Raw genomic sequence first — 23707 nt, 5'->3', positions numbered from 1 at the left:
TAGCCAGTTGTGCCGATGAATATCCCAAACCTGATTACCGTTCTACGCGTCCTGCTCATCCCGATCTTTATTTTGCTGTTCTATTTGCCGTACCACTGGAGCTACATGGCCTCCGCCTCGGTCTTCGCCTTCGCCGCCGCGACGGACTGGCTGGACGGTTACCTGGCCCGGCGCCTGGAGCAGAGCACGCCGTTCGGCGCCTTCCTTGATCCGGTGGCCGACAAGCTGATGGTCGCAGTGGCCCTGGTGCTGCTGGTACAGGAACACGGCAACCTCTGGCTGACCCTGCCGGCGGCGGTGATCATCGGCCGCGAAATCGTCGTCTCGGCGCTGCGTGAGTGGATGGCCGAACTGGGCGCCCGCGCCCAGGTCGCCGTGTCGAACCTCGGCAAATGGAAAACCGCTGCGCAGATGCTCGCGCTGGTGATCCTGCTGGCGAACCCTTCGGATTTCAGCTTCTGGGTGCTGTTGGGTTACGCACTGTTGTTGGTTTCCGCGGGCCTGACGCTGTGGTCGATGGTCCAATACCTGCGCGCCGCCTGGCCGCATCTGCGAACGGATGTAGAGCCGAAATAAAACTTTTTTGAATCAAGGGGTTGACGGCGTAATCTGAATCTATAGAATGCGCCACACCAAGACGCGGGAATAGCTCAGTTGGTAGAGCACGACCTTGCCAAGGTCGGGGTCGCGAGTTCGAGTCTCGTTTCCCGCTCCAAATATTGCGCTACGGAGTTCCACTGAATTCTGTAAGTGATTGAAATCAGGGCCTTTAGGCCCTTTTTTCATTCCAGCGGGAACCACTGAAATCCAGCACTATCCGGTGCGTTTAAGTCCAGAATTGAGTCCAGGATTCTGACGAGCATCGAATCGGTTTAATGCTGGAGCAGATTGTGTAGCGAGATGAGCATCTGGCCCTGACTCTGTTCAGGAGCTCGCGATGGCACTCTCAGAAATGACAGTTCGGCATGCCCGAATCACCGGTAACGACTACACCCTAGGTGATAGTGATGGTCTCACACTCAATGTGACGGCCAGAGGCGGAAAAGTCTGGCTCTTCCGCTACTACTGGGCAGGCAAGCAGAAGCGCATGTCACTCGGTAGTTACCCCCAAATTGGGCTTAAAGAAGCCCGTACCCGTCGTGATGAAGCACGTGCCTTGGTTGCCCAGGGCATCAATCCCTATGAACATCGCAAACAACAGCGGCTTGCTGTTCATGCCGCGAAGGAGCACACCTTCGAGGCTGTGTTCAATCAGTGGGTGGAGTTCCGCAGGCTGAGCCTGAAGGAAGGGCGTCAAAGCACGCTCTCGCAGATCTTGAGAATCTTCAATAAAGACGTCCTGCCCCTACTGGGTGGGCGTTCTATCTACGATATCAATCGTCACGATCTATTGGATTTGCTGAGCAGGATCGAACAGCGCAAGGCCTTAACGACCGCCGAAAAATGCCGGACCTGGTTCAACCAATTGTTCCGCTATGCGCTGGTGAAGATTGAGGGGCTGGAACACAACCCAGCTTCAGACCTCGACGTTGTCGCACTCCCCAAACCGCCTGTTACGCACAACCCATTTCTTCGCATGGACGAGCTTCCGGGATTGATGGCTGCTCTTCGAAACTACGGCGGCGCCAACCAAACTCGGCTTGGCCTTCGGTTGTTGCTGCTGACCGGTGTTCGCACGGGCGAGCTACGCTTGGCGACACCCGACCAGTTCGATCTGGAGAAGCGCTTGTGGGTCATACCGGCGGAAGTGGTGAAACAACTCCAGCTAGCGATGCGCAAACCAGGTAAGCAGACCCAAAACGTACCGCCTTATATCGTGCCGCTGTCGGTTCAGGCGCTGGAGATCGTGCGCCACTTGCTGGACCAGGTTGTTCCGGCACAACGCTACTTGTTTGCGCATCGAAGCGACCTGAGCAAGCGCATCAGCGAGAACACGCTGAATGGTGCGTTGCGTCGGATGGGGTATGCCGATCAATTCACTGGTCATGGGATGAGGGCGACGATCTCGACGGCGTTGAACGAGATCGGGTATCCAAAGGTTTGGGTGGATGCTCAGCTTTCTCATGCTGATCCGGACAAGGTGAGCGCGGCCTACAATCACGCGGAATACGTGGAGCAGCGCCGGACCATGATGCAGGACTGGGCGAACCGTCTTGATCTTTGGGGGCAGGGCCAGCTGAAAGCGGCTAGCTCTCCGCTGACCATTCGTTTAGAAGGTGCAGCTTCGTTACCTTCGTTGGAAAGCGCGAACGCAAATGCCGTTCTGTACAGCAGTGGCTTCCCAGCGACGTCGGTCCCAGCCTCCAAAATGTCCGTCAACAACGAACCGGTCCTTAACGCTGCTCAGTATTCACCAGTCCTACATGCTCCAACGCAGACTGAACAGCTGCGCGACCCCCAAGTATCTGAGATACAACGCCAGCGCGCCGAGATGCTAGCTAACTATGAAGCTTCGAGTAGTTTGCCGCTGCTTGTCTTCGCCAAACTGGCAGGCAAATCCCGAGATCAGATCAACCGCGATATCAAGGCTCGGCGTCTGCTGTCTCTGAGCCTCGGGAATCGCGGTCAGCGCATTCCTGATTGGCAGCTTGATCCATTGCGGCACAAGTTGGTACTTGCTGCGTTAGCGCGGTTTCCGGATGTCGATGCTTGGAGGCTTTATCGGACGGTCTGTGAGCCTCATGAGCGACTGAAGGGGCGTTCGCCAATCGATGGGCTCACTCTTGAGAATTTCGACGTGACTGTGCGAGTCGTTTTCAGTGCGCTGGGTTTAAGCTGAGGTGCTGTTTTCGTGCGGTGATGGCGGATGTCGCTGCTTGCTTGGGATCATCCTTGCGCGCTGCCCCTGGGTGGGGCGGACTTCACAATTCGCCTGTGAGTTTTCACCTTAGTCGAACTGACGTTTGATTACGCGAAACGGGTATAACATCTCAAGGCGAGCAGGGCACAAGAGGGCGTGCGGGGGTCGCCTGAGAAGCACCTATAGAGAATGCTTCAAGTTTGAACACCGCCGCCCAATTATGATTAGCTTATCTTCGGCTCCACCCGTGTGTGGCGTAATCAAGAGTCACAATGGCAGCAGCTTCCGAAGCCACCTTGTGGAAGGTGTTGTCCTTGGTCGTGTCGCCGTAATCGCTGATTCCGCGGACGACCAATACAGGCACGTTCTGCTTTTTGCAGGCATCGAATACCCCGTAAGCTTCCATCTCAGCTACCAGTGCTTTTTCGTGAATGCCTTGGAAGCCTTCGAATACCTCTGGGTCTCGAACGAGCAGTTCGCCGGAGGCAATGGTTGCTGGCGATACCATTAGCCTTGCTGCAACTTCCCCCGCGACGGACTCTGCCGGAATCGTGAAGCCCAGCTTTTCTGCACGCTCCTGCAGGCGATCAGGCAGAGATGTGGTTGCGAAGTAAGCATTGAGATCTTGCTGGGTAGAAAGCCCGGGGCGTTGCATCTCTGGCCGTAGCGCAATCTTGCCCCCAGCGTGCGCTGCTGCCCCTTCGTAGTACACGACGCGCTCGGACAAAATGACTTCGCCGAGGCTCAATTTTTTTCGACGTCCGCCCGCGATCCCCATCATCAGGACCTTTTTGGGGTTCAGCTCTGACAACAGAAGTGTGGTGATGCCGCTTGCATTGACGTTGCCTGCGTTGCCAAGAGAGGCAACTACACATGAAAGAGGGCCATCCGCTCGCTGTATGGTTACGGGCCAGAAATGAATGCCATTTTTGGAATAGCGTGCAGGTACATCCTCGCCGATACCGAACACTTTCTTCGCAGCGGCGAGCTCAATGGCGATGGCCGTGATAACCAGAAGATCTGGAGAGCGTGCTGCCTCCTTGGCCTCGATTTCCGCCAGAAAAAGTCCAACGGAAAGGTCTGCCAGCTTGTCCAAGCCGGAGAGCGGCTCCTGCAGAGACATGCTGTCCAGGCGCCCCTTCACCTGCTCGCCAGTGAAGTGGAACATTGTAAGAGGCTCCTTGAAGAAGGTATCACGCAGACCGCGTGCGCCTTCGCCATCTTCGCTGAAGCCACCGAGCTGCAGGTCAAATGGCAGCACGGGAAGCTTCCGTCTGCGTATCTTGCGGGCTCGGTCGGAAACTCCCTTACCACCGCCCAGGGCAATCATCGCAGTGGCCACTTCCACTTGCTCATCACCGATATTTCCGCCGGTGACCAAGTCATCCTCGACGTAGATGATTTCTGCGAAATTTTCAGCAGAGAGCCGGCGTATGAGTGCGCGCTGCTCGAGAGTCATTTTTTCGCGCATGGCCAGTTGGGAGGTAATGATCTTCAACTGTCGAGCGGGGGCGTAACCAGCCAACAACTTCTCCGCCTCGTAGGCCACCGTCCAACCGAAGGTCAGTGCATCTCCAGCGCCATTGGTGGGTAGACCAGCTAGGTAGACGACCAGGCCACCCTTTGCGGTCAGGACGCTTTTGGTCACCGCGCGGGTGAAGTCGTGCGCGAGGTCGATCGGGGCCTTCTCTGCCTTCTTGGAGATGCTGCCTGCAATTGGAATGAATTCATTTTCAAGGTTTGCCATCGTGACAGTTCCTGCCGCATGAGCGGATGCTCGCCCAAGCTCCGCAAGGCGTATTCCCGGGCCGCTTACAAACTGTTGGCCGTGAGAACACATTCTTAGGTCGATATGATGCAGATCGTCGGCCCTTAGGAGGAGGGGCGGGACCGCCCGATCTGGCGTGGTGGGCCGCTGGGAATTCAAGCAGTGCTGAACTGGGTTATGCCAACTATCGGTCCACCATTGCTGGCCTTGAGCTCGCTCGCATAACTGAAAAAGCCAAGATCGTATCCTTAGACTTTTCGTCCAAGAGTCACCGCGCTGATCGAAGGCATGGCGTGCCCCTCTCAATCCAACCTATGCATCCAGATGAATAGCGCTTAGGCTAGAATTAGGGTTATCGAGACTATGTTAGAATTAGATAGCGTAGATAACTGGAGAGGAGATTTCCATGAGCGTTACAGAGCAGTCGGGCGTCTCCACCTTGGTCGGAACGCCTAAGGAGGCTCGGGCTAGCTTAAGCCGCTCGCATGCGGACCGAGTGCTGGTCGTGTCTTTCGATCAGGTCAACCTCAGTGTATTTGAAGTGTTGGCGGAAAACTTCGCCAATGTGGCCTCCTCGATGTATGAGGTGCTGCAGGAGCATCAGGATCCGAAGTCGTTAGAGCGACTGGCCGAGGTGTTTGTGACACGTAAGCCGCCTTCGCCTCGCCTGCTCAAGGAAGCGGCAATGCTGGTCCAAGCCCGCAAAGCAGTTTTGGAAAGCGGTGACTGGCTGACCGCAGCAGACATCGCACAGGTGGCCCAGTTGAGTACCCGAAACCCGAGTGCCCAGCCCAACAAGTGGAAAAAGCAGGGGCAGATTTTTGCCATCAGTCACGGAGCGGTCGACTATTTCCCGGGTTACGGCTTGGATCCGGACGCGGGCTATCGGCCGTTCAAGGCACTCGCCAAAGTCATTGAGGCTTTCGCTGGCCACAAGGACGGCTGGGGCATGGCGTACTGGTTCCGGTCAGATAACAGTTTTCTGGGCGGTAAAAGGCCCCAGGACCTGCTGGCATCGGCGCCTGATCGGGTGATTGCTGCCGCACTGGATGAAATCCAGGGCATAGTCCATGGCTAAGCAGCGTACCGAGTTCAGTGAGGGTAGGGCGACGCCTGCCACGGATTTGGCGGCGTCCACCCCGGAGCCTGCGGCTACGCTGCATGTGACTCTCACGGTGCTTGCCAAGGGCAATGTGCTTTATCGTGTGCACCAGGATATATATCAGCCGGATCAATTCAATCCCGGTGTGCACGGCCACGCACGCTTCAGCCCGATCCAGGACGATCAGGGGCGGGCGATTCCCACCTTGTATGGAGGCACGACAGTCGATTGCGCCTTGATGGAGACCGTCTTCCACGACGTTCCCCATACGGCTGGGTTTAAGAGCTTCGACAAGGCAAGCTGGCAGGGCAGATGCATTCTGCCGTCCAGGTTAGTCAACCGCTGCACCTGGTTGATTTGTCCAGCGTGCCGCTGCGTAAGTTGGGCGTCACTCGCAAGCGACTGATCGACACTGAGAAAGATCAATACCCCGCAACGCGCAAATGGGCCGAGGCGATCCACCGTCAATGCCCTGATGCGCAAGGGCTGTACTGGGTATCGCGACAAGATGATTCGGCACGTGCGGTGGTTCTTTTCGGTGACCGGATTCCTGACGGTGCACTCCATCCGCAGGGGGCGTCACGCAGCTTGACCGGCGACTCGAATGTGTTCGACGTGGTGCTCAATCTGGCAGAGCGGATCGGGGTCATCATCATCGCGGGGAAAAGCTGACTCAAATGGCCGAACAGTACCCCTAAAATTCGCTCTATGAAGCCGGAATTGCCATTCATTAGAACCTGCTGAGGAGGGCGGTTTCGGTGGGGGGCGGTGGTTCCGTAGAAGGGGTTATGCAGCGGCGACGGCCAAATGCGCATTGCGTGCATCTCAAGGAAGGGCGGTGCTTGTCCCAGAACGCAGAAATGACACGATGGCTGGCTCCGTGCTGGCCTAGGATGTGGTGCTAATTATGAATGACAACCAACCATTGTGTGATGAACTGGTGAGCCGGCTGGAGGAGAAAATTCTAGCGATGGCGAAAGGCGCGATTAATGCGGCCTATATCAATACGCTGGCGGCCGGACTCAGTGTGATGGAAGTCATGAATGGCGTGCTCGTTGAAACAACGGCCGATGGTACGAGCAAGGTTATTCGAGTGGCCAAGCCCAAGCATAAGGTAGCTTCGGGCAGGATGATCAAGGTGCGTCGCTTTTCATAACGAGCGGCGAGAGCGCCCGTATCTTTATGATGTCGCCGCGCAACGCGCGGGAAATCTGACATTCGTAATGTCAGTCTTTTTAATATCCGCGGAAGATGGCCGCGAAGCTCGCTATCGCATGGGGTCCGTTAAATCAGTAACCCTGGGCTTTCAACTTAGCCAAGCCCTGTTTGATATATCCGGCGTTCTCTCCGATCATTTGCAGCGCACCGCGGACGTTATCGCCGGTGTCTGTCGCACCTTGGCCTTCTACCTTCAAGGTCAGCTCCATTATCGCAGCCTCCAAAGCGAGCTGATTTTGGCACAGTCGCTCAAGGACATCAGAAAGGGAATATTCGGTGGGCATTGTTTCGACTCCAATTGATGAGTCGAAAGCGTAGCAGCGGAAGGGGTGGAAACCAAAGGGCCGTTGGATAAGCGAGCGCTTGCTGTGATTCAGTGGTAGCAATCGGCCAAAAGCGGGCACCCAGCAAATCTTCGCACAAAGAGTGAGGCTGATAACCGCATTTCGCCCGCCGCGCAGCCCTCGTCCCCTTCGGATTGGGGCATTGGGTCTGTGTCCGGCTCAACGAACGTTACAGTCGTAAGGTTTGAGCGTCTGCACGCCGCATTGCGTCCTCCAGCGGCTGCAACTAGATCGCCCTGGTGCCAGATCCAGCATATTCATATGCTCTCCAGCCGGCGATTTCCTGGCCGCAGCGCCCTATGGCTATCGTCGGTAGCCGTGCGTGATATGTCTTGGTAATCAGATTCAGAGTCCGTCCAAACGGCCGTAATGGTTCGACCCGGTGAATAAATGGCTGCTTCATAGCAGCTAATACCGATGGGGCCGCGCGCTAAGGCAGTTTTTCTTGGAACAACGCACTTACCCACTCGACGAATACCCGCACATTGGGTGAGAGACGACGGCGATCTGGAAACAGCACGGAAACGGTCTTCGGCTCGACTGGAACATCCGGCAGAACCTCCACCAGACGTCCACTATCGATGTATCGCTGCAACGCCGGGCGCAGCCCTTGCACCATCCCAATCCCCGCCAGTGCGCAGTAAAGCAAAGCCTCGGCGTTGTCGACTACAATGCCGCTGCGCATCTTCACATTAATAGCTTTACCGTTGGCCCTGAAGCGCCAGGGCATGATCTGGCGGCGCTGTTCAACCATGAAGTTGACTGCCAAGTGCGACTGCAAATCATCCAGCGTGCCTGGTAAACCATGTTTCTTTACGTAGGCGGGAGCCGCGCAGGTCACCAAAGCAACCTCGCCGATACGTTTGGCAACCAGGCTCGAATCATCCAGATCACCGAGCCGCACGGAACAATCGATGCCTTCTGCGATAAGGTCGTTCAGGTTGTCAGAGGCTCCCAGAGATATTTCCAGGCCAGGGTAGCGCTCGATGCACTCGGGCAGTCGCGGGATTATGACCGCGTGACCGAGTACGGTCTGCATGTCGATCCTGAGCTTGCCTCGCGGCGGACGAGTCGGCGAAAACCAGTCCAGTGTGTCTGCTAGTTCAGCGAGTAATTTCCGGCTGCGGTCATAGAACTCATCGCCAGCTGGCGTGGTGTTCACTCTGCGCTTGGTGCGGTGTAACAGCTGCACGCCCAATTCGTGCTCAAGATTCTGGATGGTCTTAGAGAGCGCCGGGCGATGAACATTGAGCGCCTCGGCCGCTTTGGTGTAGCTGCCATGCTCAACCACTGCCACGAACATTTGCATGGCTTCAATCAGGTTCATCGTCAATCTCCATTTACCTGCGCATCAGGCCAGACCTACTCTGCATGATGATAGCGAAGCCGGGCTGCCTCTCTCTTAGGCACCAAAAAATAAGCCCTCATCGCTTGAGGGTAGGCAGCGATGGCGTACGGCAGCCAAACTGACTGCCGCAGCATTTTACTCAGTCGACCACTACGACGATTTTGCCGATTTGCGCATTCGACTCCATTCGGCGGTGTGCTGCCGCGATGTCAGTAAGCGGGAAGACCTGGTCGATGACGGGCTTGAGTTGACCGCCTGCCAAGCCTTTGGCAACGAATGCCTTGGCATTGGCCAGCTTTTGCATCTCCGTGGTGATTTCGAACAGCTCGTAGCCGCGCACGGTCAGATGCTTGCCAAGTATGTCGAAGACCGGAACCGGGATATCGCGATGATCCAGAGCACCGTACTGAAAGAAGATTCCGTTGCTGGCCATGGACTTGATCAGCTTGGTCGCCTCGGGGCCACCAACGGGGTCGAAAACAATACGCGCGCCTTTGCCATCGGTGATCGCTGCCACCTCGGCAATCAGATCTTCTTCCTGGGTGGCGATGACATATCTTGCACCCGCATCCAGCAATGCCTGACGCTTGGCACTTGTGCGGGTAAGGGCCACCGGGATGGCTCCCTGCATGTTGGCGATCTGGATCGCTGCCAGCCCGACACTGCTCGACGCAGCCGGGATGAGCACGGTTTCACCAGCCTGTAGATTTCCGTACTCAATCAAGGCGCCGTACGCAGTGACAAACATCATCCAGCTGGCTGCTGCCTCAACGAAGCGGAGGTTGGCCGGATGCTTGACGACAGCATACGCAGGCGCATTGACCACCTCACCATACATGCCGTAATCAGCGAAGGAAAACGCCGGCACAACGCTTACTATGTCACCGGGAACAATGTCGCTGACGTCACTGCCAACCGCGCGGACAATCCCGGCCGTTTCATAGCCCAGCTTCGCCGGGAACTGGGGGTCGATCACGTACTGCCCAGTGCGGTACATGATTTCAGCACGGTTCAGGCCGATGGCTTTGACCCCTTTATCCACGTTTGCCGGTTATCAGCTCACGCCGTTAACGGCTGCCACCATCCGTTTTTCCACCTCCTCACCGGTAGCAGCCCATGCTGGTACGGTTTCCAGCAGACGCTGTTGCCAAGCGAACAGATTCGGGAACTCTGCGAAAGGCGCACCCGTGCGTAGGTACTGGGAGAAAGGGGCGGCAATATCAATATCTGCCAGCGTCAACGCGTCCCCGACGATGAAGTGGCGCGTCGAGAGGTGGGCGTCCAGCACTTGCGCCGCATTACGGATATGGGTGCTCGCCATTTGGACAACCGCATCGGACTTCGGCTTGCCCATGAAGGTCGCACCTGCCCACTGATCAAACAGAAGCGTAGAAAAAATCCGCCATTGTTCGCCTGACCAAAACATCCATTGGAGCACCTCCAACCTCTGCGACGGACTTTGCCCAACCAGGTTAGAGTTTACTTTCTCGGCTAGGTAGAGATTGATTGCTGACGCCTCCCAGATAACGGTATCGCCGTCCTGAAGCACAGGGCAAAGCCCGTGCGGGTTCAGCTTCAGAAAGTCAGGGGTGTGACTTTCGCCCTTGAACAAATCGATATTAATACGTTCCAGGTCGACGCCCATGATGGCGGCGGCAGTAGTAACGCGACGAAGGCTTCCGGAGCCCGGATCACCATAGATTCTAATGGCCATGATTTCCTCACATATGGACGTTTGGGCTTGTTACTCAAGCGACAAATGCACGGTAACCTTTTTCTACCGGAAAAATTATACTGTCATTTCGCAGAACACTTATTTGGCAAACAAATGAATGATCGATGGTTGGAAGTCACCGTTTTCACCCGTGTGGCCGAATCGGGAAGCTTCTCACGCACAGCTCAAGAGCTCGGACTTTCGCAGCCATCAACCTCTCGCATCGTTTCGGGCTTGGAGGCGCGGCTGGGAGTGAAGCTCTTGCTACGCACGACCAGAAGCGTGTCACTTACCGAAGCAGGCGCTGCGTTTTTAAAGGGGGCTCGCCAAGCCGCAGCCGACCTGGAGGACGCTGAAGATGCCGCCCGTGGAATCGATTCCTTGCGAGGCACCATCCGCCTCGCACTTCCTATTGCGTATGGCTCCCGAGCGGTCATTCCCGCCTTGCCCGGTTTTCTCGAGCGCTACCCTGAACTTCGCGTTGAAATCACAATGCGTGATGAGCGCCAGAACTTGGTGGTTGCCGGTGTCGATATGGCAATCCGGATGGGCACTCTTGAGGACTCAATGTTCGGTGCTCGGCAATTAGCTTCGGTGCCACGAGTGCTAGTGGCGTCGCCGGCATATCTCGCGAAGAAGGGAGTGCCCACAGTGCCTGAGGACTTGGCATATCACGACGCGATATTGCATGAACCCAACTTTGCCGAGAAAAGCACCTTGAAGCTTTCCAAGGGAGGCGTGGAGCGGGTCGTGACATTGCAGGGGAAAGTAAAATTCGATGCGGCACCCGGTATTCTGGCTGCAGCAATGGCCGGGCTTGGCATAGCAAATGTGACGACGGTCATGTCATCGCAAGAGCGAAAAGACGGAAAACTTGTACACCTGCTGCCCGACTACGAACTAGAGCCTTTGAAAGCGTTTGCGGTATTCCCGTCGGGCCCCAAGCCTTCGGCTAAGGTCCGCGCACTGGTAACCCACCTTTTCGCAGTTTTAGGGAACCGGTGAGCAGAGTTTTTATGGCTTGGATGCTCTGTCCCGGGGCGCTTCGACAGTCCGCTTTTGGCCGAGAGTGGGTAAAAACGCTTTCTAGTTGTTGGCAAGTCGTCCCACCCCTTCTGGCCGCCACGTAGACCGAGCATTTTCCAATATCTGCACCGATAACGCGCCTGCGCTAGCCAGGCGCGTTTTGGTAGCACCTAGCGCTGCGAAAGATAGGGGTTTTACGCCGTAATCGCCTTCATCAAACCTCCGGTGCTTACGATTTTCATGACTCGCTTCAAGTTGCAAGCGAGCACGTTAAGGCTCATCTCAGCGCTTACGCCAACCAGCTTACGAGTGAGAAATGCATAGATCCCATCCATTGTTTAAACGTCCCGAAGGGACGCTCAACAATTCTTTTCCGGACTCGCATCATCTCCGGCGCCTGCTTTAATCGATGGTGCATTTGCTCCAACACTGCTTCATGTTCCCAGCGCCTGACTCGACGATTTTTGCTGGGCGTGCACTGAGATTTCAGCGCACATTTCTGGCAGCTCGAACTCCGATAGCAGTGCATTTTCAGTCTTTTCTCGATGCTGCAAAAACGCCAGATCAGTGCCTCGCCAGCCGGGCAGATATATTGTTTTTTGTCCCGTCATAAACGAAGGCGTCTTGAATCGCCCATCTGCCTTGGCGTTTGAGGTCATCGGCTTTGGCACGTAGGCATGTAGGCACGGCCAGCCGGCTTTCGACTGAGCGTGCAGCCTGTATTGGACTTGCGGTTACGCAGCTGTGCCCGCCGGTGATGATGTAGACGATTTCGACGAGCCCGTTGCATCTGCGCCAGTGGCTGCGACGACGGCTTTGATGTCGTCACGCGCCTGCACGAATGCTGCTTCTCGAGAGGCATCGCCCATGGAAAGGCCGTCGGCTCGCACGAAGCGGATGTCCGTAATGCCCATGAAGCCGAACATCTGACGCATGTATGTGCGCTCTTGCGGCACCAGAACGCCGTCTTCCGGATACTTGCCGCCCCGAGCAGAAACAACGATTAGCGTCTTGCCGCCCGCGAGGCCGACGGGCCCATTTGCTGTGTAAGAGAACGTGCGGCCCGGTTGTGCCAGACGATCGATCCACACCTTGAGCTGGCTGGGAATACCAAAGTTGTAGAGCGGCGCGCCGATCACCAAAACATCCGACTCAAGAAACTGGGTTAGAAGACGTTCGGACGCAGCATTCTGGCGCTGTTGCGCAGCACTTGGCTCGGTGGGATGGCCTACCTTTATACCCAGCGCATCCTTGTCGAAATGGTCCGGTGTGTCAGCGGCCAGGTCGAGATAGTCCACTTCGGTATTTGGATGAACGCGGCGCCACTCGGCGACGACCTCGGCGGTGATCTGACGAGACGACGAATTGGCGCCCAGGATGCTTGAGTCGATGTGCAGCAGTTTCATGAATGATTTCCTCACAGGTCTTTTTTCAAAATTGCCAGGTGGCAGGCGCCGAGATCCTACGCAGCGGAAATATCAGACTCCTAACGCCTCTGCGCTACACACTGCCAGCCTGGAAGATAAAATCGCCAAGGCCCATCTCTATGCGCAACGTCGTACGGCTATTGTGGGCGACGATTGCCATCAGACAGGAGTTGCCGGTGCTCCCAGATTTCTGAAACGCAACAAACATCCAGCTTCTACTACTCGTGATCGGCGCAAAAGCCGGCGAAGGTAGGCTTGTGACCGTGCTTCGCCGGAGTTTTATTGCACGAGTGGAAAACTCCCCCAGTGCTCGTGGCACCGGAGGGTCGCATGCACGATCCTGTGCACGGCGGGGCACCTATTCTTTCCGAGACCGGCACACCCATTCCGACATCCTGTCCTCTCCTAGAAGAGTGAATTTGCTTCCAGGCGTTCTTCGTCAAAGCCTGATTTAATTCTGTGGCCTGTTAAACTTGGTTTGATCAAGCTTGCGAGACACCCAACGCGTCTCTCATTTTATTCCTGCGCGTTGAGCAGGCCGCCGACATAGCGAAACTGGTCTCTTATCCAAGATTGCAAGGGATCGGACTGCTGATAAGCGTGCCACTGCATCATCTCGTTCAGCAGCGGTATTGGCACCGGGCAGTCGAAAATCCTTAGGGGCCAGCGCTTTTCGGCCCACATCGCCAAACGCGTGGGTAGCGTGCCTACTCGCCCGGTGCCCACTACACATTGGGGGATTTGCGTAAACGTCGAGACCCAGGTCTCGATACGACGAGTCAGGTTATGCTCCTGCAAAAAGTTCTCGTCTAACGCTTTAATTCGGCCGACGCCCCATTGAGCAACCACATGGCCCAAACTCAAATATTCTTCAAGAGATAGTGTTTCACCGAGTTGCCGATTGCCGTCCCAAACCACACAGGAAAAAGTATCGCTAAACAGCCTTTCAGACGGGTGCTCTTGGCTGATCACCGTGTCGGATGTAATAAGAAAATCCACTTCGCCGCTGTCAATTTCTTCTAAGAAACGCGCCGAAAACGGACGTATGTCAAACGCAATTCCCGGCGCTTTTTCATAGATATGCGCCAGAACCAATGGAATAAAAATCGACGCCACATAATCGGAGCAGGTAATTGAAAGGCGCCGCTCAATGGTTGCCACATCGATATTTGAGGGTGACGCGGAGATAATCGCTTGCGTGCGCAGCAACAGATCCCGTACTGGCGCTTGCAAGGACAATGCGAAAGGCGTTGGCACCATGGTTTTACCCACCTGCGTCAGAATTTCATCGTTGAAATACTCCCGCAGGCGTGCCAAAGCATTACTCATCGCCGGCCGGCTCAAGAAGAGCCTGTCGGCTGCACGCGTGATGCTTTTCTCCGCTAGCAGCGCATCGAGGCAGACCAGATTATTCAGATCAAATTTGTTCAAGCGCATGTGTCGGACTCAACCATTGGTACGGCGCAGAGGAAATTTCACGTTAGCGTAACCATGGTTACTTCGCAATTCAGAGCAGGGGCTTGCAGCGCTTACTTGCCCGTATAAGTTCGACCAACTTGGTCGCTAGCCGGTACGAGTGGAGCAGTAAGCGCCGCTCATTTTCGAGTGGTCAAAGCGACGCCATTTAGCTAGCTACAGAGAGAGACCACCCGACACTTCAAGCGCAACGCCATTAATAAATGATGCATCATCGCTGGCCAGAAAAACGTACACGCCGGCCACTTCCTCGGGCTCGCCCAAACGGCGCTGCCAGCAGGTTGAACGTATTCCATCCAGAACGGAATTAGGCACAGTTTTTAGAATGTCCGTTGCGATAAAGCCAGGGCACACCGCATTGACGCGAATACCTTTTGGCCCCAGTTCCCTGGCCCACGTCTTGGTCATTCCGATAACGCCAAACTTCGATGCCGAGTAGTTCGTTTGGCCGAAGTTTCCATAGAGGCCTACGACGCTGGACGCATTCAGAATGACGCCACTTCCTCGCTCGAGCATTCCGTCGACGACTGATTGAGTGCAGTTGAAGACGCCCTTGAGGTTTACATCGATGACTTGATCGAACTGTTTTTCAGTCATGCGAGTTAGTTTGGCGTCCTGAGTGATGCCCGCGTTATTGACGAGGATATCGATGCGGCCAAATTCGTGGCTCACCCGCAGTACGGTCTCATCAACCTGCTGGCGGTCGGTCACATCGAGGGTATACGTGGCAACGCTGCCTTGCTGATACCCGCCGTGGGCAGCTTCGTTTTGCAAGGCGTCTTCAGCTCTATCGCACAGCACTACGATTGCGCCTTCCTGCGCAAAGCGGCGGGCGGTCGCCCGGCCAATGCCCGATGCCGCACCTGTGATAATAGCGACCTTGTTAAGTAAAACGCGTGTCATTTTTTGAATCCTGAGAGAGGGGGGTTGCCTGGTTGTGAGCGCAACCGACGCCCGCCCCGTGCCAAGTAACCCAGGTCAAGGTCAGCGCCAGTGAACCATTGGCAATCCCGCCACCGGAGAGGTAAAGGTGGGGATCGTCGTTCCCTTGAGGCTACCTACATACACTGTTTTCAAGTCGGGGCCGCCAAAGGTAATGCTGGCCATCCAGGGCGCGATCGTGCCCCCACAGGCGGCAAGCGTTTCAAACGAAACCGCCTGGCCAGTTTGGAATTCGCGCTCGAACTGCTCGATAGCAGGGCCTGCACCGTCGTCCAATAGCGTTTTCAGATCTCCGTCGGGCGTGATTGCGATAAGCCGGTCGGAAAAGCACATCGCGCCCCAGAGGTTTCCATAGGCATCGAAGGCTATCCCGTCGATTACGCCTCGTCCTAGATCGCTAGGGCCATAGATTTCACGCTCCGAAAGAGATCCGTCAGGCGCAACCTTCAGGCGGCTAACGTGATTGGCGGTGGTTTCCGCGACGTACAGATACTCTTCGTTAGCGTCGAGGCGGATCTCATTGGTGAACGCAAAACTCTCCGCGACGACCCGCAGCCCATTGCCATCCATTAGCGCGATGTAGCCATCGGCCAGGTCGCTGCGAATCGCATCGCTCCAAGGATTGGTACGCGTCGAAATAGTCAGCCAGACCCGGTCTTTAGAGTCACGCAATACGAAGTTGACCTTGCCGATGGGTTTGCCATCAATCGTGTCGTGCAATACCCGTGAACGGCCATTGCGGGTCATCAGCTCCAATGCGTCGGTGCCAAAGTTAGCGATTAGAAAATCACCATTCCTGGCGAACGCCAGCCCGTTGGGCAGTGTTCCAGCGAGCAGGCTGGACTTGGCATCAGCATTCAGGTTGAAGTGCGTGCTTTGGTGCTGAACGAGCAGGTGCTGCTCGCCGTCGGCACCAATACGCATCACGCCGCCGCGCGCATCGGCACTCCACAGGGTGCCATTGGCTTCGGCCAGAATGCACTCCGGACGGCACAGGTCGCGTCCAATATGGGTGATGTCGGCACTGTTAAGCACCCACCCATCCAGCGGGTTTTTTTTGCCCGTCATGTTCTCACCCCGCGCACGCCTAATTCGGAGAAAGTTTCTGCCACCCAGTCAGCGATGTAATCGCGCACATTGGTCATGTTGTCTGCGCTGCAATGTTGAATGCCCCCTTCATGACGGGTGAAAAACTTAAGCTCACGCTTAGGACTGTTAATGGCGCCGTCGTATTGTTGATGGGCGTATTCGCGCGGAATCTGGCGATCGGCATCACCGTGCACGACAAGGAAGGGCACCGTGATTTTGTCGATGACCGGCGCTAAGGTAATACCTTCAGAAAAACTCATGAATTCCCTCAGGGTCGGCTTGCCCCATACCCACTGCACATGGTCCCAATAGTGCGGTACAGGCGTGTCGCCTTCACGTGCTAGGCGGCGCTTTTGTAGTTCACCCCAGTTGAAGTTCGCACCCCATGCTACGCACAGCTTGAAGCGTTTTTCCATCGCCGCAGCACGCGGAGAGTAGTAACCACCCAGCGACCAGGCACACATGCCGATGTTGTTGCTGTCGACGTCGTCGCGTTGCTCCAGGTAGTCGATTACAGCGCCGGCCCACACTTCCGCTTCGATCAGCGCCGTCATGCCATGCAAGCGAAGGGCTTCGCCGGTGCCGGGTTGATCGATGACCACGCTGGAAATGCCACGTTCAGCGAGTGCATCCTGAATGCCGCTGCCGTAGATCATTTCTTTGAAGCTATCCAGACCGTTGGCGAGTACCACGCAGGGCGCTCCGTCTTGACGGTTTTTGGCGGCCACAAACAAGCCAGCCAACGTCTTTCCCGCGTACGGAATATCAACGCGCCGGCAGTTCGCCTCGCTCAACTGAATGTGCTGCACGAAGCAATCTACGCCCTTTTTGTACGCCGCTTTTCGCGGCTCGAATGTCGGGTGAGTCACTCGCTCACCCGTCATGTAGTACACGGCAGCGCGAGCCAGTTTGGTGCCAGCGCTGAGCTTGCGGCCGGCGGCAAGGTCATCCTGGGCGAGCGAGTAAAGGCGGTCGCCAAGGTCGCGCCAGGCGCTGAAGAATTCCTCGGCGCCGCTGTCGTCTGTGCGCTGGGACGCTGCAAGCAACGGCCGGCAGACTTCATCGATCTCGCCTGTATTTCCGCCCGTTGCCAAGGCAATGTTGACGGACAGGTTCCAGACGTAATTAGTTGGAAAGTACTCGACCATTTCGGCTCCTCACAAATTGACTGCAGCGCGGCCTTTAAGGCCAAGGATCGCGCGTGCTTCGTCGGGGGTCGCTACCTCGAGCGACAGTTCATTCAGGATGCGGCGCACCTTGTGCACCTGGTCGGCGTTACTCACTGCCAGCTCGCCTTTGCCCAGAAACACGCTGTCCTCCAGGCCTACGCGTACGTTGCCGCCCATGACTGCGGACACTGCGGCAAGGGACATCTGATGGCGCCCGGCGCCTAGCACCGAGAAGTGATAGTTTTCGCGACCAAACAAGCGGTCCGCCGTGGTGCGCATCAGGGAAAGGTTTTCCGGGTCCGGGCCCATACCGCCGAGAACGCCGTAAATCGATTGAATAAACAGCGGCGGTTTGATCAGCCCCTCTTCAACGAAGAAGGCGAGGTTGTACAGGTGGCCGATGTCGTAGCACTCAAACTCAAATCGGGTGCCGCACTCTTTCCCCAACTTGAGCATGATGTGTTTGATGTCTTTGAATGTGTTGCGGAAGATCGTGTCTTCAAACGCTTCCAGATAGGGCTTTTCCCACTCGAAGCGGTAGTCGGTTATTTTTCGTGCAACCGGGTGCAATGAAAAATTCATCGAGCCCATGTTCAACGAGCAAAGCTCCGGCTTGATTTGCAGGGCGTAGGCCAGGCGATCTTGCAGCGACATGTGCACGCTGCCACCCGTGGTTATGTTGATCACCGCATCGGTGGCCTGTGCAATGCGCGGCACAAACTGCGAGAAAACTGCTGGATCTGACGTGGGTCGACCATCCTGGGGGTCGCGAGCATGCAGGTGCAAAATGGCTGCGCCGGCTTGCGCCGCCTCGATGGCGTGTTCGGCGATTTCATCCGGAGTGATAGGTATATAGCGGGACATGCTCGGTACATGGGCCGAGCCTGTGATCGCGCAGGTGATAATGACTTTACTCATCTAAAAGCACCTCTTTAGGTGGGAAGTGTCGGCTGGCTGACACGATCAGATGGGCTGCATCAGCGTGGCGTAAGTGCTGTTCATCAGGGCGCCCACGTCGCCATGCTGTTGCCCGTTCCACTGCGCCATTTCCCACTCGCCAAGGCGAACACTCACGTCGTACACCAGTTTTGCTCTGGGCATGCGGCGCTTTTCGAATATTGACAAGGCTGACTCAACGTCGTGGCTGTTGGCGGCCAATACCTCGGCCAGCACGACCGAGTCTTCGATTGCCATCCCGGCACCTTCGGCCAGGTGTGGGGTACTGGAGTGAGCAGCGTCGCCGACCAGAACGATCCGGCCTTTGTGCCAAGGCGCGGGAAGCATCACCACTTCCATTGGGCGATAAACCACGTCATTGGGGTCGACGATCTGCTCGGCCAGTTGTTTGACGATGCCGCCGTACTCCGCAAGCCGCTCTTTAAGCAGCGTGTGAAGTTGATCCGCCGGGTGTCTTGGGTTACCCGGTTCAGGCGTAGCGACAAACATGTACATCAGCGTTTCAGAGATTGGCACCAAGCCGGCTTTGCTTTTCTCGCCGAAAAAAATCATTCCCCAATCGAGGTCGCGAGGGCGCTCAAAGTTATGCCGCCACACGCCCTGGCCGGTGAAGTAGGGCTTTACCACGTCGCCGAACAGTTCATGGCGCAATTTGGAGTAGGCCCCATCAGCGCCAATAATCAAGTCATAGCGGCCGGTGGTGCCGTCGCTAAAAGTGGCATCGATTCCCTCACTGTCTTCGGTCCAGGAACTGAGCGTGACGCCCAGGCGCACAGATGTGCCCTGACCTAATGTCGTCTCGGTGAGAATCTTATGCAGGGTAGGGCGCCGGATCCCATTGATAGGTGGATAGTCCGCGCCCATCACGTTGTGCACGTGACTGTCGCCCAACTGATTGCCCTGGGCGTCGCAGAAACGCCACCCCTGGAAGCCTCGGCCGTTCTGGACGCAGGACTGGCCCAAGCCGATTTCACTCAGGGCACGCAGTACGTTTGACGGCTGAATGATGCCAACGCCGTACACTGCCCAGTTGGGGTCGCGCTCGATTACCTCGGCCTCGATGCCCTTGCGATGCAGAGCGATAGCGGCCGTCAAACCACCGATGCCACCGCCAACAATCAGGACTTTATTAATTGCCAATTTAGCCACCTGTCAATTTTTGGAATTGTTGTTTTTTGAACGCGCTTATTCAGTTGTCGGGATCTTTCCATCGACCAGGTAGCGGACTTCCCAATCCGGGGCCTGCTCAAGAAAAGGTGGGATGTCTTGGACCCAGTGTGAGTAGGCGAAAAGCGGCACTGGCCACTCCCGCGGCACCCAAGTGTCATCCACATAGTCGGAGTCGGTGCCGTACTCGATCTCCCCACCAGCAGGGCAGGGCAGGTAATAAAACAGGGCCGAGTCGACTCGATGACGACCCAACCCAAAATGCGATTTAGGCCAGCCGGCGCGTGCCATGTTGTTCACTCCGATCATCAGTTCGTCGACATCGGCGACGCCGAAGTTGGCGTGATGGAAGCGCGTTTGGCCATCCATGCCCGGCAACGGAGCGGACGCATTGATAGCCAGCAAGGAGTGATGATTGTTGGTGCCGTCAGCGCGCAGGTAGACACCAACGTGGTGCTGGTAGTCAGAAAGCTTGAAGCCCAGGCGCTCACGGAAAAATGCGGTTTCTTTCAGAAAATCAGGAACGGCAAAAACGACGTGATTAATCGTTTTTGGCACCGTTCTGGTTTTCCATGGCCGGGGGGTGTTCAGGCGACGGACCAGGCCGGGGGCGTTGGTGGGCACAAGTGCACCGATAAGGGGTTTCTTCGTAAACTGCCTAAGGCCGAAGGAAAGACCGCCATCGGTGGTGAAGCGTGCAGTACCTTCGCTGTCGATAGCGACTTCACGGTCTTGTCCGAGGTTTTCCACCAGCGCTTCTAGTGCTTGCGCGGTGTCTACGCCCCAGATCACCTCGCGCACGCCGATGCCTACTTGTTTGGAGCGGGGAATTCGTGGGTCATTAATGCACCTGACATATACCTTCGATCCTTCGACCAGCTCGAAAACAGCTTCGGTTTCATCACTGCGTATTAACGTGAGACCAAAGTCTGTTAAATACCGTGTACACAAAGTAACGTCATCGACGCCATAAACAAGACTTTCAATTCCCACGATCGCCATAATCAATTCCTCGGCACGACGCGTTTAGCGAGTTGGCGCCAGTCAACAAATGTAAGAATATGCGCTACTTCAACATCCAGTAGAAGGATGAAGCGTTGAAGGTGCGAGGGCGCGATTGAATCTGTAAGCTGAAAACAGATGGCAGATAAAGGGGGGGTGATTGAGGTGGCATAAATATCTCCTTTCATTATTGCCCTTGGCTAGTTAGGGCGTTCTTGTAAAGCAATAATGGGGGAGCAAAAAAAACTGGAAAAGTTTGTTTTTCGGACGTTGATGGTTCACAAGATGAACGTGGCGCGAGCAGGAGGCGTAGGTCGATTTCAGGGCGTGCTGGAGGGAATGGGGAAGCCGCTATCCAGGCCCCTGCGGATGCGAGAGGAGACTAGCTTTAAGCCCAGTAATTACAAGGCTTAAAGCCGTTTCAATCAGGTCTTCGAGGCCGGCGTAAGTCGTAATATTGAGGGGGTAAGCGGCTGGTGCCAATCCATCTATTTATGGCGTAGTAAGCAGCTATTTACACGATAAAGTTGTGACCGCGCTTAGGGCTAGTTAGGGTCTAATTCAACAAAAAAAATGAGCCCTGGCTCTCTGCAAAAATGGCGAGATCGTTATCGTGATCACTGCTCATGTTATCAAGCGCTTTCTTCTTATAATGCCATTGACGCAGTGCAATAATTTGCTGCTAGGTGCGTGTGGTAGTTTTTGCTTTATCAAGCAGTTATATCTAGTCGCGCATCGCTACTTGAGTCGGTGCGTTGATATACAGTGCACGTTTGCTTGTGCGCCGTTCTTGAATATGTACGTCATCAGGCTTTCGAAAAATATATCAGTGCGTCAATAGCTATGGCGGCGTGCCAGTGCGCTTGCGCGGGATTGGCGGTCGTTTGGATATATATTTGGTGCACTAAATCTGTGTGTGATTGCGTTGCGGTGACTGATTAGTAGCGCCACTAGCTCCTTGGTAATGAAAGGGGCGCTTGAAATTGTGCGAGGTGGTAGATCATGGTTGAGGCCATTGTTTTAAAGAAAACGCTTGCGGCAGTAGGAATCTACTGTTTCGAGCTAGCGCGAGCGGATGGCGGCGCGTTATCTCCCTTCACTGCCGGGGCGCATATCGATGTGCATCTTCCCAACGGTCTGGTACGTCAGTATTCGCTGTGCAACTCTGCGCAAGAACAGCACCGCTACGAAATAGCCGTCTTGCTTGACCCCGCTTCGCGCGGCGGATCTAAAGCGGTCCACGAGTTACTTCAGCAAGGAACCCGGCTTTTAATCAGTGAGCCGCGTAATCTTTTTGCGCTGGAGCCTGAGGCTAAGCGCTCGTATTTGTTCGCAGGGGGCATCGGCATTACGCCCATCCTGTGTATGGCGCAGCGGTTAAGCAAACTCGACGCACCGTTTGAAATGCACTACTGCAACAGATCGCAGTCACGCGCCGCTTTTGTCGATCGCATCCAGGCCTCCGATTTCGCCGGCAACGTGTCGTTTTACTACGACGATGAAGGTCAGCGGCTGAATTCTGAAGCGGTGCTAAATCATTATGTGGCGGGCGATCACTTATACGTCTGCGGTCCGCTGGGATTTTTAGAATTCATTCTGTCCGAGGCCAGTCGCCTCGGCTGGCCCGAGCACAGCCTTCACCGCGAATACTTTGCCGCGCCTGCACAAAGCGCTGCTGACGCAGGCTCGTTTGAAGTCAGGCTTTATCGCACTGGGCAGTCTCTGCTTGTCCCGGCTGGGCGTACCGTCGCTGAGGTCTTGCTGGACGCAGGAATCGACATCCCCCTTTCATGCGAGCAAGGAATCTGTGGCACCTGTCTGACCCGCGTTCTAGAGGGCGAGCCGGATCACCGCGACATGTTCCTTACGGATGTAGAACACGCCAGAAACGATCAATTCACCCCTTGTTGCTCCAGGGCAAAAAGCCCTGTGCTGGTATTGGATCTTTAATTTCTGCGAGTTGGCACTGCCGTGATGCCTCACCTCATTTTAGTCAGCGTTGCTGACATAGATGACCTGTACATGCCTGATTGCAGTTAAGTGGCCTGATCTTCACCAACAAATATAAGAGGACAGAATATGGACTTCCTACGAAACACTTGGTATGTCGCCGCCTGGGATAGCGAAGTGAAACCTGGTGAGCTGTTTGCCAGAAAATTATTGAATGAACCTGTAGTGTTCTTCCGCGATGAGCACGGGGTAATTCAGGCGATTTTTGATCGATGCCCACATCGATTCGCACCGCTCTCAATGGGCAAATTGGGAGGCTCTGAGGTTCAGTGCATTTATCACGGGCTTAAATTCAACGGCAGCGGCGCGTGCACGCACAACCCCCATGGTGACGGTAAAATCCCGCGTGCGGCAGTGGTAAAAAGCTACCCTGTGATCGAGAAGCACAGCGTGATCTGGATTTGGATGGGGGATGCCGACAAGGCAGATGAAACATCGATTCCGGACTTCAGCTGCCAGGACTCGACTCGCGTCTATGTGGCGAAAGGATATTTGTATGCCCATGCCAACTACATTCTTGAGTCAGACAACATCCTCGATCTGTCGCATATCGAATTTCTTCACCCCGGCTCGCTGGGCAGTGAAGCCGTTAGTAAGGCGGCGACTAGCGTTGAGCAACGTGGCAATACCGTTTTCTCTTATCGCCAGACATCCGCAGAGATTTTGCCCGACTTCGTTTACATGGCCTTAGGCGTGGAGAACGGTACGGTCGTTGACCGCTGGATCGACGTGCGCTGGGACGCACCGGCCAATATGCTGATTTTTGTCGGGGCCACTCCCACCGGGCGGCCACGAGACGAAGGACGAGAGTCGTATTTCCCTCAATTCTTCACCCCCGAAACGGATACCACGACGCACTACTGGTTCTCCGCGCAGGCGCCGCTGGAAATGGGCGATGAAGCAAGTGTATTCGCTGAAGCGCAACTGGCTGGCTTGACGGAACCCTTCAGCAAAGAAGACTTGCCAATGCTGGAGGCTCAGCAAGTCAGTATGGGTGACGCAGAATTTTGGTCGCTCAAACCCATCTTGTTGCCAGGCGATGCCGGAGCGGTCCGTGCACGCCGCGCCTTGGACAAGATGATCGCTGACGAAAAAGCTGAAAAGGCATTGGGTCAGATTCAAGCGGCTAACGTTTGACATCGTCGTAG

22 protein-coding genes, 1 tRNA gene and 1 pseudogene are annotated in these 23707 nt (G+C 55.6%); 10 read left to right on the top strand and 14 right to left on the bottom strand.

Translation table 11 applies throughout. From position 1 onward, the window contains the following. The first annotated feature begins 15 nt into the window (after positions 1–15). The 3 genes from pgsA (at position 16) to LQ215_RS04370 (ending at position 2779) form a co-directional block, all read left to right on the top strand. Entirely contained in the window at positions 16–576 is a 561-nt protein-coding gene (pgsA, locus tag LQ215_RS04380) for a CDP-diacylglycerol--glycerol-3-phosphate 3-phosphatidyltransferase (RefSeq protein WP_003200282.1), read from the top strand. Between the two features lie 63 nt (positions 577–639). After that, positions 640–715 (top strand) — tRNA-Gly (locus tag LQ215_RS04375). Positions 716–937: 222 nt separating this feature from the next. Then, entirely contained in the window at positions 938–2779 is a 1842-nt protein-coding gene (locus LQ215_RS04370; protein WP_230147537.1) for a tyrosine-type recombinase/integrase, read from the top strand. 250 nt (positions 2780–3029) lie between these two features. On the opposite strand, the gene LQ215_RS04365 is transcribed toward LQ215_RS04370, so the two are convergent. Beyond that, complete coding sequence (locus tag LQ215_RS04365; RefSeq protein ID WP_230147536.1) at positions 3030–4547, bottom strand: phosphorylase family protein; 1518 nt, start codon at positions 4545–4547, stop codon at positions 3030–3032. Between the two features lie 427 nt (positions 4548–4974). On the opposite strand from LQ215_RS04365, the gene LQ215_RS04360 reads away from it, so the two are divergent. The 4 genes from LQ215_RS04360 (at position 4975) to LQ215_RS04350 (ending at position 6826) form a co-directional block, all read left to right on the top strand. Next, complete coding sequence (locus tag LQ215_RS04360; protein ID WP_230147535.1) at positions 4975–5646, top strand: MbcA/ParS/Xre antitoxin family protein; 672 nt, start codon at positions 4975–4977, stop codon at positions 5644–5646. Continuing rightward, positions 5639–6076, top strand: coding sequence for an RES family NAD+ phosphorylase (locus tag LQ215_RS29470; protein WP_253074160.1), 438 nt, complete (start codon positions 5639–5641; stop codon positions 6074–6076). Before LQ215_RS04360 ends, LQ215_RS29470 begins: the two co-directional genes overlap by 8 nt. After that, entirely contained in the window at positions 5983–6342 is a 360-nt protein-coding gene (locus tag LQ215_RS29465) for an RES family NAD+ phosphorylase (RefSeq protein WP_253074159.1), read from the top strand. The genes LQ215_RS29470 and LQ215_RS29465 overlap by 94 nt, the downstream gene beginning before the upstream one ends. Positions 6343–6577: 235 nt before the next feature. Further along, complete coding sequence (locus LQ215_RS04350; protein ID WP_230147534.1) at positions 6578–6826, top strand: hypothetical protein; 249 nt, start codon at positions 6578–6580, stop codon at positions 6824–6826. Positions 6827–6959: 133 nt separating this feature from the next. Here the strand turns inward: LQ215_RS04350 and LQ215_RS04345 are convergent, their stop codons facing one another. The 4 genes from LQ215_RS04345 to LQ215_RS04330 all read right to left on the bottom strand — a co-directional run bounded on the left by LQ215_RS04345 (position 6960) and on the right by LQ215_RS04330 (position 10294). Beyond that, complete coding sequence (locus tag LQ215_RS04345; RefSeq protein WP_230147533.1) at positions 6960–7172, bottom strand: hypothetical protein; 213 nt, start codon at positions 7170–7172, stop codon at positions 6960–6962. A 490-nt stretch (positions 7173–7662) separates the two neighbouring features. Next, on the bottom strand, positions 7663–8559 hold the full coding sequence (locus LQ215_RS04340) for a LysR family transcriptional regulator (RefSeq protein ID WP_230147532.1): 897 nt from the start codon (positions 8557–8559) through the stop codon (positions 7663–7665). 160 nt (positions 8560–8719) lie between these two features. Next, complete coding sequence (locus tag LQ215_RS04335; RefSeq protein ID WP_230147531.1) at positions 8720–9622, bottom strand: zinc-dependent alcohol dehydrogenase family protein; 903 nt, start codon at positions 9620–9622, stop codon at positions 8720–8722. Between the two features lie 12 nt (positions 9623–9634). Next, positions 9635–10294, bottom strand: a complete 660-nt coding sequence (locus LQ215_RS04330) for a glutathione S-transferase family protein (protein ID WP_230147530.1) — start codon at positions 10292–10294, stop codon at positions 9635–9637. Positions 10295–10339: 45 nt separating this feature from the next. Here LQ215_RS04330 and LQ215_RS04325 point away from each other — a divergent pair, with 45 nt between their 5' ends. Then, entirely contained in the window at positions 10340–11299 is a 960-nt protein-coding gene (locus LQ215_RS04325; RefSeq protein WP_230147529.1) for a LysR family transcriptional regulator, read from the top strand. Between the two features lie 215 nt (positions 11300–11514). Here LQ215_RS04325 and LQ215_RS04320 read toward each other — a convergent pair. From LQ215_RS04320 to LQ215_RS04280, 9 genes and pseudogenes are all read right to left on the bottom strand, one after another. Continuing rightward, positions 11515–11997: pseudogene (locus LQ215_RS04320) on the bottom strand (transposase); the annotation flags it as partial. Positions 11998–12054: 57 nt separating this feature from the next. Further along, a complete protein-coding gene (locus tag LQ215_RS04315) occupies positions 12055–12726 on the bottom strand; it encodes an FMN-dependent NADH-azoreductase (protein WP_230147528.1) in 672 nt (223 codons plus the stop codon). A gap of 537 nt (positions 12727–13263) precedes the next feature. Beyond that, a complete protein-coding gene (locus tag LQ215_RS04310) occupies positions 13264–14184 on the bottom strand; it encodes a LysR family transcriptional regulator (RefSeq protein WP_230147527.1) in 921 nt (306 codons plus the stop codon). A 195-nt stretch (positions 14185–14379) separates the two neighbouring features. Continuing rightward, positions 14380–15126 (bottom strand): beta-ketoacyl-ACP reductase, encoded by a 747-nt coding sequence (locus LQ215_RS04305; RefSeq protein WP_230147526.1) that lies wholly within the window; start codon positions 15124–15126, stop codon positions 14380–14382. A gap of 81 nt (positions 15127–15207) precedes the next feature. Beyond that, a complete protein-coding gene (locus LQ215_RS04300) occupies positions 15208–16233 on the bottom strand; it encodes an SMP-30/gluconolactonase/LRE family protein (RefSeq protein ID WP_230147525.1) in 1026 nt (341 codons plus the stop codon). Further along, on the bottom strand, positions 16230–17402 hold the full coding sequence (locus LQ215_RS04295; RefSeq protein ID WP_230147524.1) for an alpha/beta hydrolase family protein: 1173 nt from the start codon (positions 17400–17402) through the stop codon (positions 16230–16232). The genes LQ215_RS04300 and LQ215_RS04295 overlap by 4 nt, the downstream gene beginning before the upstream one ends. A 9-nt stretch (positions 17403–17411) precedes the next feature. Beyond that, positions 17412–18341 carry a 3-keto-5-aminohexanoate cleavage protein gene (locus LQ215_RS04290; RefSeq protein ID WP_230147523.1) on the bottom strand — a complete coding sequence of 310 codons (930 nt, stop codon included), beginning with the start codon at positions 18339–18341 and terminating at the stop codon, positions 17412–17414. Between the two features lie 45 nt (positions 18342–18386). Next, complete coding sequence (locus LQ215_RS04285; RefSeq protein ID WP_230147522.1) at positions 18387–19520, bottom strand: FAD-dependent oxidoreductase; 1134 nt, start codon at positions 19518–19520, stop codon at positions 18387–18389. Between the two features lie 45 nt (positions 19521–19565). Continuing rightward, entirely contained in the window at positions 19566–20549 is a 984-nt protein-coding gene (locus LQ215_RS04280) for a VOC family protein (RefSeq protein ID WP_230147521.1), read from the bottom strand. Positions 20550–21551: 1002 nt separating this feature from the next. Here LQ215_RS04280 and LQ215_RS04275 point away from each other — a divergent pair. Both LQ215_RS04275 and LQ215_RS04270 read left to right on the top strand, forming a co-directional pair. Next, positions 21552–22499 (top strand): PDR/VanB family oxidoreductase, encoded by a 948-nt coding sequence (locus LQ215_RS04275; protein ID WP_230147520.1) that lies wholly within the window; start codon positions 21552–21554, stop codon positions 22497–22499. A 129-nt stretch (positions 22500–22628) separates the two neighbouring features. Continuing rightward, positions 22629–23696: an aromatic ring-hydroxylating dioxygenase subunit alpha gene (locus LQ215_RS04270; protein WP_230147519.1), complete on the top strand. Its 1068-nt coding sequence runs from the start codon at positions 22629–22631 to the stop codon at positions 23694–23696. Positions 23697–23707: the final 11 nt, after the last annotated feature.

It is taken from the genome of Pseudomonas brassicacearum (genome assembly GCF_918698105.1).
Taxonomy (GTDB): Bacteria; Pseudomonadota; Gammaproteobacteria; order Pseudomonadales; family Pseudomonadaceae; genus Aquipseudomonas; species Aquipseudomonas brassicacearum_F.
Note: the sequence above shows the minus strand (reverse complement) of the source record. Positions and strands in the feature narration are given on the sequence as shown.